Annotated in this window: 13 protein-coding genes; 6 read left to right on the forward strand and 7 right to left on the reverse strand. The window is 62.9% G+C overall.

The window, feature by feature from the left end:
* Positions 1-49: 49 nt before the first annotated feature.
* Complete coding sequence (locus JET17_RS10175; RefSeq protein WP_012313883.1) at positions 50-748, reverse strand: hypothetical protein; 699 nt, start codon at positions 746-748, stop codon at positions 50-52.
* Here JET17_RS10175 and JET17_RS10180 point away from each other — a divergent pair.
* Entirely contained in the window at positions 747-977 is a 231-nt protein-coding gene (locus JET17_RS10180) for a hypothetical protein (protein ID WP_042111345.1), read from the forward strand. The genes JET17_RS10175 and JET17_RS10180 overlap by 2 nt on opposite strands.
* 200 nt (positions 978-1,177) lie before the next feature.
* Here JET17_RS10180 and JET17_RS10185 read toward each other — a convergent pair whose 3' ends face one another.
* On the reverse strand, positions 1,178-1,900 hold the full coding sequence (locus JET17_RS10185; RefSeq protein WP_012313884.1) for a FadR/GntR family transcriptional regulator: 723 nt from the start codon (positions 1,898-1,900) through the stop codon (positions 1,178-1,180).
* Between the two features lie 268 nt (positions 1,901-2,168).
* Positions 2,169-3,902: an IlvD/Edd family dehydratase gene (locus JET17_RS10190; RefSeq protein WP_012313885.1), complete on the reverse strand. Its 1,734-nt coding sequence runs from the start codon at positions 3,900-3,902 to the stop codon at positions 2,169-2,171.
* A 186-nt stretch (positions 3,903-4,088) separates the two neighbouring features.
* On the opposite strand from JET17_RS10190, the gene JET17_RS10195 reads away from it, so the two are divergent.
* From JET17_RS10195 to JET17_RS10215, 5 genes are all read left to right on the forward strand, one after another.
* Positions 4,089-5,396, forward strand: a complete 1,308-nt coding sequence (locus JET17_RS10195; protein ID WP_012313886.1) for an MFS transporter — start codon at positions 4,089-4,091, stop codon at positions 5,394-5,396.
* A gap of 28 nt (positions 5,397-5,424) precedes the next feature.
* Positions 5,425-6,414, forward strand: a complete 990-nt coding sequence (gene araD1 / locus JET17_RS10200; protein ID WP_012313887.1) for an AraD1 family protein — start codon at positions 5,425-5,427, stop codon at positions 6,412-6,414.
* Between the two features lie 164 nt (positions 6,415-6,578).
* A complete protein-coding gene (locus JET17_RS10205; RefSeq protein WP_012313888.1) occupies positions 6,579-8,153 on the forward strand; it encodes an aldehyde dehydrogenase (NADP(+)) in 1,575 nt (524 codons plus the stop codon).
* Positions 8,154-8,241: 88 nt separating this feature from the next.
* Positions 8,242-9,573, forward strand: coding sequence for an MFS transporter (locus JET17_RS10210; protein ID WP_012313889.1), 1,332 nt, complete (start codon positions 8,242-8,244; stop codon positions 9,571-9,573).
* 9 nt (positions 9,574-9,582) lie between these two features.
* Positions 9,583-10,539: a 2-hydroxyacid dehydrogenase gene (locus tag JET17_RS10215; protein ID WP_012313890.1), complete on the forward strand. Its 957-nt coding sequence runs from the start codon at positions 9,583-9,585 to the stop codon at positions 10,537-10,539.
* Between the two features lie 74 nt (positions 10,540-10,613).
* Here JET17_RS10215 and JET17_RS10220 read toward each other — a convergent pair whose 3' ends face one another.
* From JET17_RS10220 to JET17_RS10235, 4 genes are all read right to left on the reverse strand, one after another.
* A complete protein-coding gene (locus tag JET17_RS10220) occupies positions 10,614-11,777 on the reverse strand; it encodes an AAA family ATPase (protein WP_012313891.1) in 1,164 nt (387 codons plus the stop codon).
* A gap of 112 nt (positions 11,778-11,889) precedes the next feature.
* Positions 11,890-12,159: a DUF3077 domain-containing protein gene (locus JET17_RS10225; RefSeq protein WP_012313892.1), complete on the reverse strand. Its 270-nt coding sequence runs from the start codon at positions 12,157-12,159 to the stop codon at positions 11,890-11,892.
* Positions 12,160-12,326: 167 nt separating this feature from the next.
* Positions 12,327-12,569 carry a hypothetical protein gene (locus JET17_RS10230; RefSeq protein WP_012313893.1) on the reverse strand — a complete coding sequence of 81 codons (243 nt, stop codon included), beginning with the start codon at positions 12,567-12,569 and terminating at the stop codon, positions 12,327-12,329.
* Between the two features lie 867 nt (positions 12,570-13,436).
* A complete protein-coding gene (locus JET17_RS10235; protein ID WP_012313894.1) occupies positions 13,437-14,312 on the reverse strand; it encodes an alpha/beta hydrolase in 876 nt (291 codons plus the stop codon).
* Positions 14,313-14,457 lie beyond the last annotated feature (145 nt).

Here is a 14,457-nt window from a genome sequence, read left to right on the forward strand (position 1 = left end):
TAGGGATCCGGTGTTGTCCAGCTTTTAAGGTGTGAGGTGGCAAGCCTTTCTAGTTTTGCTGCGCAAGCCCGGCCCAGCCATCGCGCATGCCGGCGAACACGTTCAAGCTTGGACATACCAAACGCACCATGCGGTCTGCCTTGCGCCGGAAGTTGAGGTTTTCGTCCTCTGTCCACACATAGGCTTTGAGCCAGATCGTCACGGAGCCGACCTGAAACCGCAGGGCACTCTCCCCATCCAGAATTTTTAGCGCTCGCTTGACCTTTTCGTCGCGCTCGAAAACGGTGGCTACCAGCCCGACGCGATAATCCAGCCCGTCATCCTGCTGCTGTTTCACGGCGCGGAAGTCGGCATCGGAGAAGCGGTAGTAGCCCCCTCGCTCCAGCTCCAGCTCAGTCTTTATCTCATCATCCTGATAGCTATACGGGTGGCTGTGATAATCGCCGAGGAACGTGACCTCGGGGAAGAAGGTATCGATGAAGCTTTGTTTGATTTCCTGCGGTGCATCGCTATAGGAAATCGACCCTTGGTCTCGGGTTACAGAGGTGCAAGTGTCTGCCCACACCACGCGATACATCGTTTGTCCGAAAGAGGATGTTTGAGCGTAACCCCACAGGTGGCCGTACGTTTCCACCCGTGCCGCGAAGTCGCCGTTTTCAAGCTGATGCTCGACTTTGTAAGCTTCCAGCGCCGAGGTAACGATGCTGAAGAATGCCTGTTCGGATATCGATACTACTGAGTTGACCATGGGTTACCTGGTGTTGATCAATCGGTTGTTGGGGCGGCGCTGCGCGCCAACGCATTGGGGAGCCTCGCTGCCAGGCCAAGCTGAAGAGGCTGGCCCAAGCGATACCTATGGTTTTATCAGCCTGGTGTATTTAGCGCAGGAAGTTGAAAAAGCTGGCCCTGTGATCGGTTTTGTCACGCAGGTACTTCGGTGTGAAGGTTTGCAAATTGGCGCTGTAGTGTCAATTTGATGTTGAAGATGGCGCAGCTGTACAGCGCATATGGGCAATTGAAGTCTTCAGGTTTGCTGAGAGGGGGGGGGAGTCGCTCGATATTGGGGGACCGCTCTGCGGTCCTTTCGCGACACAAGGCCGCTCCTACGGAGGGCAATAACGTTTACATAAGCGATCCGCCACTTGTCCTGGGCGACCGGGCAATCAGCAGCTTTGCTTCAGCTAGTCGGATCTTGCCCCAAGACCTTGCTCAACGCCACACGCGCATCTTCAAGCTGCACCAGCGAAGCATGCCGTGCACCCAGCGCGTCGCCGTTCTGGATAGCCGTGAGAATCGCCTTGTGCCGGGGCAGGGCGAGTTGGTTGAAGTTCGGCCGCTGGTTGGAATAGCGCACCGATTCGCGCAGCGCCATCGAGAGCATGTTGCACAGGTAGGCCAGCAGATCGTTGTGGGTGGCGTCGGCGATGCGGGCGTGGAAGTCCAGGTCGGGTTGCAGGCGCTCTTCATGGGTGCGCGCGGCTTCCATGCGCTGGTAGGCCTCGGCGATCGACTCGACATCCTCGGGGCTGGCGTTGGTGGCGGCCAGCGCGGCGGCGGCGGGTTCGATAACCCAGCGCACGCTGGACAGGGTGTTGAAGAAGTCCTTTTGCGGGGTGGCCTGCATCAGCCAGTGCAGCACGTCGGGGTCGAGCATGTGCCAGTCATGGCGGGGCCTCACCAGCGTACCGACCCGTGGGCGGGCTTCGACCAGGCCCTTGGCGGTCAGGGCGCGCATCGCTTCGCGGAACACCGGCCGGCTGATCGCGTAGCTTTCGCACAGGCTGGCCTCGGAGGGCAGCTTTTGCCCGGGTGCGAGTTGGCCGGATACGATTTGCAGGCCGAGGTCCTGGACCAGGGTGGCATGCATGCTTTTGCGCGTGGTGGGCTGGCGGTAGTTCATGGGGGCGCGGGAGGTCCTTCGAGCGAGGTGGGCATCATAGCATTAGTGGGTGGCGGAGGGCCTGTGGGGCAGGTGTCATGCAGGCAGTTGCAGCCATCGGTATGCACTGCCTCAAGGTATGCGTGGGATGTGTAGGAGCGGCCTTGTGTCGCGAAAGGGGCGCGTAGCGCCCCCGGCAATATCAGCCTGATGCATGAATTGTGGGGGCGCTGCGCACCCCTTTCGCGACACAAGGCCGCTCCTACCGGGGGGAGGTGTTGAGGGTTGGTTAGTGCGAATGCTTGGGCACCGCCGCGCCACGGCAGCCAACCAGGAAGTCGAAATCGCAACCTTCGTCAGCCTGCATCACATGGTCCAGATACAGCTTCGCATAACCGCCACTGATCAACTGTGGCGGTGCTTGCAGGTCGGCCAGGCGGCCAGCCAGTTCCTCGGCAGAAATGTCCAGGTGCAGCCGGCCTTCCTTGCAGTCCAGCTCGATCCAGTCACCTTCGCGCACGGCTGCCAATGGGCCGCCCGCAGCAGCCTCGGGTGCCACGTGCAGCACTACGGTGCCGTAGGCAGTACCGCTCATGCGGGCATCGGAGATGCGCACCATGTCGGTCACGCCCTGGGCCAGCAGCTTGGCGGGCAGGCCCATGTTGCCGACCTCGGCCATGCCCGGGTAGCCCTTGGGCCCGCAGTATTTCATCACCAGCACCGAATTGGCGTCCACGTCCAGCTCAGGGTCGTTGATGCGCGCTTTGTAGTCCTCGAAGTTTTCGAACACTACGGCCCGGCCGCGGTGCTGCATCAGCGCTGGGGTGGCCGCCGACGGCTTTAGCACTGCGCCTTTGGGTGCCAGGTTGCCGCGCAGGATGCAGATGCCGCCATCGGCCACCAGCGGTTTATCAAGCGGGCGGATGACTTCTTCGTCATACAGCGGCGCGGCCTGGCAGTTGTCCCACAGGCTCTTGCCGTTGGCGGTCAGTGCGGTGGGGTTGGGCAGCAGGCCATGCTCGCCCAGGCGGCGGATGACTGCGGGCAGGCCGCCGGCGTAGTAGAACTCTTCCATCAGGAAGCGGCCCGATGGCTGCAAGTCGACCAAGGTCGGTGTGCCGCGGCCGACGCGGGTCCAGTCTTCCAGTTGCAGGTCTACACCAATGCGCCCGGCAATCGCCTTGAGGTGGATCACGGCGTTGGTCGAACCACCGATGGCGGCGTTGACGCGGATGGCGTTCTCGAAGGCTTCGCGGGTAAGGATCTTCGACAGGCGCAGGTCTTCGCGCACCATGTCGACAATGCGCATGCCCGACAGGTGGGCGAGTACGTAGCGGCGGGCATCCACCGCCGGGATGGCGGCGTTGTGCGGCAGCGAGGTGCCCAGCGCTTCGGCCATGCAGGCCATGGTCGACGCGGTGCCCATGGTGTTGCAGGTACCCGCCGAGCGCGACATGCCGGCCTCGGCCGAGAGGAACTCGTTGAGGTCGATCTGGCCGGCCTTATAGGCCTCGTGCATCTGCCAGACGATGGTGCCGGCGCCAATGTCCTTGCCTTTGTGCTTGCCGTTGAGCATCGGCCCACCAGTGACCACGATCGCCGGCACGTCGCAGCTGGCGGCGCCCATCAGCAGCGCCGGGGTGGTCTTGTCGCAGCCGGTCAGCAGCACCACGGCGTCCACCGGGTTGCCACGGATCGCTTCTTCCACATCCATGCTCGCCAGGTTGCGGGTGAGCATGGCGGTAGGGCGCAGGTTGGACTCACCGCTGGAAAACACCGGGAACTCCACCGGGAAGCCACCGGCCTCCAGCACGCCTTTTTTGACGTGCTCGGCAATCTTGCGGAAGTGGGCGTTGCACGGGGTCAGCTCCGACCAGGTGTTGCAGATGCCGATGATCGGCTTGCCCTGGAATTCGTGGTCGGGGATGCCTTGGTTCTTCATCCAGCTGCGGTACATGAAGCCGTTCTTGTCGGCGGTACCAAACCATTGGGCGGAGCGCAGGGGGCGTTTGTTATCAGACATAAGCGGGACACCTAATTAGTATTACTATTTGTCGTTATGATGCTGACTCTAGCGACTAAAAAGGCATCTGTGAAGGGTTGTTGTTTTAAATAGTAATACTATATGATCGATTCGCCAGGTTAGCGGTCTGCCAAAAAGCCCCGGCCAGGTGCTGTGCCCATTACAAGAACAATTGGAGACATCGCCATGATTCAGGAGCAGCGGCTCGTCCGCCTGATCACACTGAAACTCATCCCTTTTCTGGTTCTGCTTTACCTGGTGGCCTATGTCGATCGTTCGGCGGTGGGCTTTGCCAAGCTGCACATGGGCGCCGACATCGGCCTGGGTGACGCGGCATATGGCCTTGGCGCCGGGCTGTTCTTCATCGGTTATTTTCTTTTCGAAGTGCCGAGCAACCTGTTGCTCGACCGCTTCGGTGCACGTCGCTGGTTCGCCCGCATTTTGCTGACCTGGGGCGCGATCACTGTCGGCATGGCGTTTGTCACCGGGCCCAACGGCTTTTATGTGATGCGTTTTTTGTTGGGGGCCGCTGAGGCGGGCTTCTTCCCGGGGGTGCTGTACTACATCACCCAGTGGTACCCGGTGCGCCATCGCGGCAAGATTCTGGGCTTCTTCATTCTCTCGCAGCCGCTGGCCATGCTGATCACCGGGCCGCTTTCGGGTGCGCTGCTGGGGCTTGAGGGCATCTACGGTCTGCATGGCTGGCAGTGGTTGTTCATCTGTATCGGTATCCCGGCAGTGCTGTTGGCCTGGCCCACCTTGCGCCTGCTGCCGGACGGCCCTGCCAAGGTGCGCTGGCTCAGCGACGAGCAACGCAACTGGCTGCAGGAGCAGTTGGCCAACGACCTGTGCGAATTCGGCCAGACCCGCCATGGCAACCCGCTGCATGCCCTTAAAGATGGCCGGGTGCTGTTGCTGGCGCTGTTCTACTTGCCGATGACCCTGAGCATCTATGGCCTGGGCCTGTGGCTGCCAACGCTGATCCACCAGTTTGGCGGCAGTGACCTGGTCACCGGTTTTGTCTCGGCGGTGCCTTACCTGTTCGGCATCATCGGCCTGCTGATCGTGCCGCGAAGCTCCGACCGCCTGAACGACCGCTATGGCCATCTGGGCCTGCTGTACGCCCTGGGTGCCGTCGGCCTGTTCTTCAGCGCCTGGCTGACGGTGCCGGTGCTGCAGTTGGCCGCGCTGTGCCTGGTGGCGTTCGCGCTGTTCTCCTGCACGGCCATCTTCTGGACGCTGCCGGGGCGGTTCTTCTCTGGTGCCAGCGCTGCTGCGGGTATCGCCTTGATCAACTCGATCGGCAACCTCGGCGGTTACCTGGGCCCGTTCGGCATCGGCGCGCTGAAGGAGTACACCGGGCAGTTGTCGTCGGGCCTGTATTTCCTGGCGCTGGTGATGCTGTGCGGGGTGCTGCTCACGGGCGTGGTCTACAACCGCCTGGAGCGCCGCCAGCGCCTGGCTTCCACGCGGGCGGCCGACGCCTCCCGCTAACCTTTGCAACCGACAAGCGAGCACAAGCATGCGACTGATCCAATTCGAAACCGCCGCCGGCGCGCGCCGCGTGGGCGTGGTGGAAGGCGAGTACGCCCTTGAAGTACTGGGCGCCGCCAGCACCCGTGAGCTGGCCCTGCAGGCCATAGCCGCTGGCCGTGACCTGGCGTGCGAAGTGCAGGCCGCCGGGCTGGGCGAGCGCCATGACTACCTGGCCCTGCTGGCCGAAGGCCGCGTACTGCCACCGCTGGACCACCCGGACCCGGCTCACTGCCTGGTGACCGGTACCGGCCTGACCCACCTGGGCAGCGCCGCCACCCGCGACAAGATGCACCAGCAGCAAGCCGAAGGCGCCGTCACTGACAGCATGCGCATGTTCCAGTGGGGCCTGGAAGGCGGTCGGCCGCCAGCGGGCGAGGAGGGCGCGCAGCCGGAGTGGTTCTACAAGGGCGACGGCGGCATCGTCGTGCGCCCCGGCGCCGACCTGCCGCTGCCGGCCTTTGCCGAAGATGCCGGCGAAGAGCCGGAGCTGGTCGGGCTGTACCTGATCGGTACCGACGGCACGCCATACCGCCTTGGCTACGCCTTGGGCAACGAGTTTTCCGACCATGTGATGGAGCGGCGCAACTACCTGTACCTGGCGCATTCCAAGCTGCGCGCCTGCAGCTTTGGCCCGGAGCTGCGCCTTGGGGCGTTGCCGGCTCACCTGGAAGGTACCAGCCGCATCCTGCGCGATGGCCAGGTGCTGTGGAGCAAGCCGTTCCTGTCGGGTGAGCAGAACATGTGCCACAGCTTCGAGAACCTCGAGTTCCACCACTTCAAGTACGACCAGTTCCTGCGTGCCGGCGATATCCATGTGCACTATTTCGGCACCGCCACGCTGTCGTTTGCCGACGGCGTTCAGGCTCGCCCGGGCGATACCTTCGAGGTCAGCCTCGATGCCTTTGGCCAGCCGCTGCGCAATGGTATTGGCGCAGCGTCCGGGCAGCGTCGCCCAGGTGTAGTGAAAAGCCTTTGAGCGTGTTGCCGGTCAGTCGATGAAGTCGGGACGGCTGTGCGGTCCATCGCCGGCAAGCCAGCTCCCACAGGTACCGCGCAAACCTCAAGAATTTGCGCGGCCCCTCTGCCCTGACTGACCGCCATGCGCCACTGAGCCCTCATTCTTTGTTACAGGAGTCAACCATGTCTGGAAGCAACTTCATTGGCGGCCAGCGCAGCGCTGCCGGCTGCGTACGCCTGCAAAGCCTCGATGCACGCACCGGCGAAGCATTGCCGGTGGTCTTCACCCAGGCCACCCCTGAAGAGGTGGCCGCCGCCGCCCAGGCCGCCGAAGCAGCATTTGCCGAATACAACGCCCTGGCGCCAGAGCGCCGCGCGCAGTTTCTGGATGCCATTGCCGACCAGCTGGACGCGCTGGACGATAGCTTCGTCGCCACGGTGTGCCGCGAAACTGCGCTGCCGGCTGCCCGCATCCAGGGCGAGCGCGGCCGTACCAGCAACCAGATGCGCCTGTTCGCCAAGGTACTGCGCCGTGGCGACTACCTGGGGGCGCGCATCGACCGCGCGCAGCCACAGCGCCAGCCACTGCCACGCCCGGACCTGCGCCAGTACCGCACCGGCCTTGGCCCGGTGGCCGTGTTCGGCGCCAGCAACTTCCCGTTGGCGTTCTCCACGGCCGGCGGCGACACCGCCGCCGCGCTGGCTGCCGGCTGCCCGGTAGTGGTCAAGGCCCACAGCGGCCATATGGCCACTGCCGAGCTGGTGGCTGAGGCCATCGAGCGTGCGGCGGTGGCTACCGGCATGCCCGCTGGCGTGTTCAACATGATCTATGGCGCCGGTGTCGGTGAAGCGCTGGTGCGCCATCCGGCGATCCAGGCGGTCGGTTTCACCGGTTCGCTCAAGGGCGGCCGTGCCTTGTGCGACCTGGCCGCGGCGCGCCCGCAGCCGATCCCGGTGTTCGCCGAAATGAGCAGCATCAACCCGGTGCTGGTGTTGCCTGCGGCGCTGCAGGCCCGCGGCGAGCAGGTGGCCAAGGAGCTGGCCGCTTCGGTGGTGCTGGGCTGCGGGCAATTCTGCACTAACCCTGGGTTGGTCATCGGCATTGCCGGTGAAGCGTTCGGCACCTTCGTCGCGGCACTGGCTGCGCAAATGGCCGACCAGCCCGCGCAGACCATGCTCAATGCCGGTACCTTGCGCAGCTATGCCAGCGGCGTACAACGCCTGCAGCAACACCCGGGCGTGCGCCATCTGGCCGGTGCCGAGCAGGTTGGCGAGCAGGCCCGGGCACAGCTGTTCCAGGCCGATGTGAGCTTGCTGCTCAACGGCGACGAGCTGCTGCAGGAGGAGGTTTTCGGGCCTGCCACTGTGGTGGTCGAAGTAGCCGACGAAGCCGAACTGCGCCGCGCCCTGCAAGCCCTGCACGGGCAACTGACCGCCACCCTGATCGCCGAGCCGGAGGACTTCCAGCGCTTTGCCGCACTGGTGCCGCTGCTGCAGCGCAAGGCTGGCCGCCTGCTGGTCAACGGCTACCCGACAGGCGTCGAGGTGTGCGATGCAATGGTGCATGGCGGGCCTTACCCGGCCACCTCCGATGCCCGTGGTACCTCGGTCGGCACTCTGGCCATCGACCGCTTCCTGCGCCCTGTGTGCTACCAGGACTACCCGGACGCGCTGCTGCCCGACGCCCTGAAAAACGCCAACCCACTGGGCCTGCAACGCCTGGTCGACGGCCAGCACAGCCGTGATGCGCTGAGCTGAGGCAGGGTGCTAGCGCTGTATACCCGCCGGGCTATGCCCCGGCGGGCTTTCGACCGACACCGTAAAACAACAAAAAGAGGTTGCAGCCATGCCGAGTCGTTCCCTGCCCGCCGACCAGGTCGCGTGGGAGTCACTGGATAGTCGTCTGTTTCGCAAGATCAGCTGGCGCATTGTGCCGTTGTTCATCGTGTGTTTCCTGTTCGCCTACCTAGACCGGGTCAATATCAGCTTCGCCAAGCTGCAGATGCAAAGCGCGCTGGGTTTCAGTGACGCTGTGTACGGGTTGGGTGCGAGCCTGTTCTTCGTCGGCTACTTCCTGTTCGAGGTACCGAGCAACGTGCTGCTGCACCGCATCGGCGCACGTATCTGGATTGCCCGCATCATGATCAGTTGGGGTTTGACCTCGGCGGCAATGATGTTCGTCACCAGCGAAACCTGGTTCTACGTACTGCGTTTTCTGATCGGTGTCATGGAAGCCGGCTTCGTGCCCGGCGTGCTGTACTTCTTCACCCAGTGGTACCCCAGCGACCGCCGTGCGCGCATCAACGCCTATTTCAAGAGCTCGATCTGCCTATGCGGCATCGTTGGCGGTCCGTTGGCCGGGTTTATCCTCGGCCACTTCGACGGGGTAAACGGCCTGGCCGGGTGGCAGTGGCTGTTCCTACTCGAAGGCCTGCCATCGGTGCTGCTCGGCCTACTGGTACTGTGGCTGGTCACTGATCGCATCGAAGATGCCCGGTGGCTTGACGGCGAAGAGAAACGCTACCTGCGAGAGCGTCTGGACGCCGAGCCCAAGCCCAGCGGTGGCAGCTCGATCAGGGCGATTCTGCGTGAGCCCGCTTCGCTGGCGCTGTCGGCGATCTATCTGTGCCTGGTCATGGCGCTGACCGGGTTACTGTTCTGGATGCCCCAGTTGATTCGCAACGCTGGGGTGGACGATGCACTGGATATCGGCCTGCTGACCATGATCCCGTACCTGTTGGCAGTGGTGGGCAACCTGCTGATCGGCCGCAGCTCCGACCTGCGCGGCGAGCGCCGCTGGCACATGGCGGGTTGCGCAGCCATGGCTACCGTTGGCTATGCCTTGTGTGCCGGTTTCAACGCCCAGCTGTTGGTACTGATGCTGGGCATGAGCCTTGTCATGACCGGGATCATCGCCTGGATGCCGATCTTCTGGACCTTACCGCCGAAATACCTGGCCGGGTTGGCCGCAGCGGCGGGTATCGCGTTGATCAACTCGATCGGCCAGCTCGGCGGCATCATTGCGCCTTACATGGTGGGCAAGGTCCGCGATGTCAGCGGCTCGGCGACGCCCGCATTGTGGCTGCTGACGGCGGTCAGCCTGCTGGCGGTGGTGCTGATTGTCTGGGCCGTGCCACGCCGCTTGTATGCGGTTCAACCTGAATCGCGCACCCACTGAGGAGGTTGCATGCAACGTGTCGTTTCTTTCGGGCCTATTTCCAGCGCCGAGGTGCTGGCCGACCTCGAACAGCGTTACCACTTCCGGCGTTTCGACCAGCCGTTGGCTGACCGCGACGGCTTCCTTGCGGCCTTGGCCACTGCCGACGGACTGATCGGCAGTACATTACCGCTGGATGCTGAGCTGCTCGACCACGCGCCTTCGCTCAAGGTGATTGCCAGCGTGTCTGCTGGCTTCGACAACTACCCCTTGGGCTATCTGCGCGACCGCGGCATCTGTTTGACCAATACCCCCGATGCGGTGACCGAAACCACCGCCGATACCGGGTTCATGCTGCTGATGATGGCCGCGCGACGCGCATGCGAGCTGGCGCAACTGGTGCGTGACGGCGGCTGGACTCAGGGCATCGATGCCTCGCGCTTCGGCATGGATGTACACGGCAAGACCTTGGGCATCGTCGGCCTTGGCCGGATTGGTGCGGCCGTGGCCAGGCGCGCGCACTTTGGTTTTGGCATGCCGGTGCTGTACAGCGGCAACAGCGCCAAGCCCGAGTATGAAGCGGAGTTTGCGGCAAGGCGTGTGCCGCTGATGCAGTTGCTGGGCGAGGCGGACTTCGTCTGCGTCTGCGTGCCGCTGAGTGCGGCCACCCATCACCTGTTCGGCCGCGCGCAGTTCGCCGCTATGCGCGCCGATGCCGTGTTCGTCAACATTGCCCGTGGCGCGGTGGTCGACGAGCGCGCGCTGCTAAAGGCGCTGGCCGAAGGGCAGATCCGCGCGGCTGGGCTGGATGTGTTCGAGCTAGAGCCGTTGCCCGCGAGTTCGCCATTGCTGGCCTTGCCCCAGGTGGTTGCCTTGCCGCACATTGGTTCCGCCACCGTCGAGGCACGTGCGTTGATGGCGCGTACCGCAGCGGCCGAACTGGCGGCGGTGCTCGAAGGTAGGGCACCAAGGCATCCAGTGCGATAGGGAGCGCGCAGGAGCGGCCAGCTCCTGCGTTGCACGCCTTGGCATTCGGGGCTTGAGGCTGGGTGCCGTCGTGGTCAGTCAACCCACCGCCACAGCGGTTCATCCAGCAACCCAACCCCGCGTAGCTGTGTCTGCCCCTGAACCTTCTCCAGCTCCAGCACATTGCACCCGTCACACGCCGACAGCGCCTCAATCAGCGGCGCACTGTGCGACACCACCCAAACCTGGCTCCGCCGCGAAGCGCGAATGATCAACCGCGCCAGCGCAGGCAGCAGGTCGGCATGCAAGCTGGTTTCCGGCTCGTTAAGTACCATCAGTGACGGCGGCCGTGGCGTCAGCAACGCAGCCATCAACAACAGATAACGCAACGTACCATCCGACAATTCACCCCCACCCAGCGGGCGCAACAGCCCATGCTGATGCAGCCGCACGCTGAACAGCCCACCCGGCGGCGCATCAATCTCCAAGCGGCTACCGGGAAACGCGTCATCCAGTGCCGCTATCAGGTCTTCAACCTCGCCAATCTCGATGATGGTCTGCAACGCCGAGGCAAGGTTACGCCCGTCATGATGCAGCACCGGCGAGCGCGTCCCCAGCTGCGGTTGGCGGCAGGGTGCGTCGCGGTCGATGCGGAAGTGATCGTAGAAGCGCCAGCTGTTGATGAACGCTCGCAGCTCACCAATCTCCGGCGCCTGCCGTGGCCGGCCCACGATGTTGAAAAAGCTCTCGCAGCTGTCGGCATGTTGATCGAGCACCGTCCAACTATTGCCTTCCCGCGCACGAACCATGGCGTTCTTGCGCTCAACCAATAAGGACGATGGGCGATAAGCCCCAGCGCCCCAGATGGCTTCGCACTTGATCTCGGGGTCGAGCATGAATGCGGTGGGATAGGGCAGGGGTATCGGCAAGCCCAGCGAGATGGCAAAGCCGAAATCCTCGGTGGCGAAGCCCAGGCGCAGGCGTTTGGCCTCGCTCGGATGCTGGCCTTGGATGGGCACTTCACCGCGCTTCATGCGCGCACTCATCTCTGGCCCGGCCCACCAGGTCGAATCCAGCCCGCCTTCGCGGGCAAGCGCTTCGATCACGCCGCCCTGGGCGGTCTCGGCGAGCAGGCGCAGGGCTTTGTACAGATTGGATTTGCCGCTGCCGTTGGCGCCGGTCACCAGGTTGAGTTGGCTTAAAGGCAACACAAGGTGGTTGATGGAGCGGTAGTTGCCGATGGCGAGGGTGGTGAGCATGCGGTGCGTCCCAGGTTTAACTCAGTGCCTGATTGTGGGCGAACTGCACGTGCCTTACTACCGTTCAGCACGGTTTCGTGAGGGCGGTGTGGGCCTGCAGGTAGGGGTGTGTTTACGGGGTTTTCATCATGCCCAGTTCGGCATCATCGAGCAGGGCCTTGGCCAGGGCGCAGAGGTAGTGCGAGGCCCACAGCAGCTGGGGCTTGTCTTCCATCAGGCCGTCGATGGTCAGGTCGCGGGCATAGCCCATCAGTTCCGAGGCCTGTTCGCGGGCGCTTTGGCAAGGGATGCCGGGTTCGATGCGGAACAGGGGGTGGGTCTGGTTTTCACCTTGGTAGAAGGTGGTTTTGCCGACGGTGAATGCGGTTTCTTCGGTAGCCATTTTTTGATCTCCCTGAAGGTGTAGCTGCCTGGGCTGGCCCTATCGCCGGCAAGCCGGACTCCCACAGGTTTCACCAGGCGTCTGAGGGTCGTCTACAACCTCAGGGGCGGTGCTGTGCGAGGAAGCTAGCCCGTGAAAGAGCCAGGCCAGGCAGATCATGATGAGGATTAATGCAGCGTCTGCGGGTCGGCTGGCTTTTGTATTTGGGCCAGTGCTGACTCGAGCAATTTGCGCAGGGCATCAAGCTCGTGCATCGAGGTCATGATCATCACGGACACGGGTGCTTTGGGCTGCATCAACATCGCCTGTTGGGCGACGACTTCGGCGCAAAGCGCGTAGTCGGCAGCCATCATCAGCGTGTCTTCGAGGGAGTGGAGAACGTGGGGTGGATCGGGGACGATCTTCAACATGGTGTGGCTCCTGTCGTAATGGAGCAACCACCAATCGCGGCTAAACGAATGGGTGGCAGCTGTACGCGGGTTAGCCGACCGGGACGTCAGGCACCCGGCGCACCCGAAGGTGCCCCACGCACAGCCGCCATAACGGCGCTAATGCCGATTTCTCGGTATTGCACGGCTGTAGTGTCCGACGATTTTTGGGCGGCTAACCCAGTCGTTGAGTGACAACGACGTGCCGAGACTAAAGTCCACTTTTTGCGTGCGCAACGGAAAACAGGCGCCGGCAGTATCTTTGGGAAATGCCCTACAAGAAAGCGGTTAAATCTGATTTTTCAGCTGTTCGATGTAACCGCTTGTAACCTGTTGGCAGTCAACATTTAGCTCGCAGAAACTGAGCGTTGCGGTGGAGCTACCACGGCCTTGCTGTCAAACAATGAGGTGGCAGCTGTACGCGGGTTGACAGACCGAGACGTTGGCACTCGGCGCACCAGAGGGTGCCCGCACGTACAACCACCATAACAGTGTGCACATGTGGACAACGAAGACGGTCTGTCAAAACCGGTCGCTGAATTGGCAGCGACCGGCCGAGACTAGAATCCACGTTGGCCATGTGCAAAGAAAAATGGGCGGCGGCAGTATCTTTGGGAAATGCCCTACAGGAAAGTGGTTAAATCTGATTTTTTCGGCCGTTCGATGTAACAGCTTGTAACGCGGTGGCAGTCAAAATTCACGGCTGTGCAGCGTGAAAAATGACCACCGCGGCGGGCTTTCTGTTGTGGTGTCTTTTGACGTGGATTGGCTTCCTGGAAGTATGGGCGCCAATGCTGGCCCTATCGCCGGAAAGCCGAATCCCGCAGGGTTCACCAAGCTGAGTACTGCCTACAAACCCAGCCATCGAATGATCCGCTGAAACATTGGTCCGCTTCCTGCTGCCAGATCGTCGAGGATATTGAAATGGTCCAGATCCAGGGCCAGCAGCTCCACCGGCACGCCTCCCTCGATGCAGGCCTGGGCATAGTCGATGGTCTGGCGACGGAACTCGGCGGTCTCACGAAGCCCGTAGGGCAGCATCAGAGGTGCCAGTTTCCGGGGAATGTGCAGGATCGGGCTCAGAGCCTCGGCCGACTGCCAGGTAAAATCCAGCGTCTTGGCCAGAAAGGTGTGCGGCAGTGGGCGCAGGTCATACACCCCGCTGACCGCGATGGCGCCCAAGTAGGGCTGTGCGGGCAAGCCATAGTCGCCGACCCAGTCGGTGGCCAGCAGCTCGACGACACCATGGGCGCCTGCCGAATGGCCGACCACGACGATGCGCTCACGGTCGATGCCGAACCGTTCGGCGTTGCGCCACATGAAGCTGAACGCCGCGCGGTGCTGGCGCACGATCTCGGCGATGGCGACCTTCGGCGCCAAGGTGTAATTCTCCACAACCGTGACCACGCCTTGCGCGGCCAGGCCCTTGGCGACGTAGCTCCACTCCTTGCTGGTGGTCGCTCGCCAGTAGCCGCCATGGACAAAGAACACCGCCGGGCGCAGGGCCTCGTTGACGTCCTGTGGCGGGAAGAACACATCGAAAGTCTCGTCCAGGGTCGGGCCGTAGGGCACGTCCAACTGGTTGGGCAGTTCGGCGCGCACGGCCTGGCTTTGCGCGATGAACTCCCGCACATAGCCGTCGAAATCCGTCACCGAGGCCTCGATGTCGTATTGCTCGTCGAGTTGGGCGGTGGTGGTGAAGTCGTTGTAAAGAAAGGTTGTCATGCAGGCATGCTCCAGGCACGAACTCTCGGAGGCCAGCCCCTTGGTAAGGGGCCTGCCAGGGGTCACGGAAATGCCCGCTTGAGCCTGTACGCGCCGCTTTAGGCGCGTACAGGCCCTGCGCAAGATAACGCCAGCGAGCAATAGG

It is taken from the genome of Pseudomonas putida (assembly GCF_016406145.1).
GTDB classification, from domain to species: domain Bacteria; phylum Pseudomonadota; class Gammaproteobacteria; order Pseudomonadales; family Pseudomonadaceae; genus Aquipseudomonas; species Aquipseudomonas putida_E.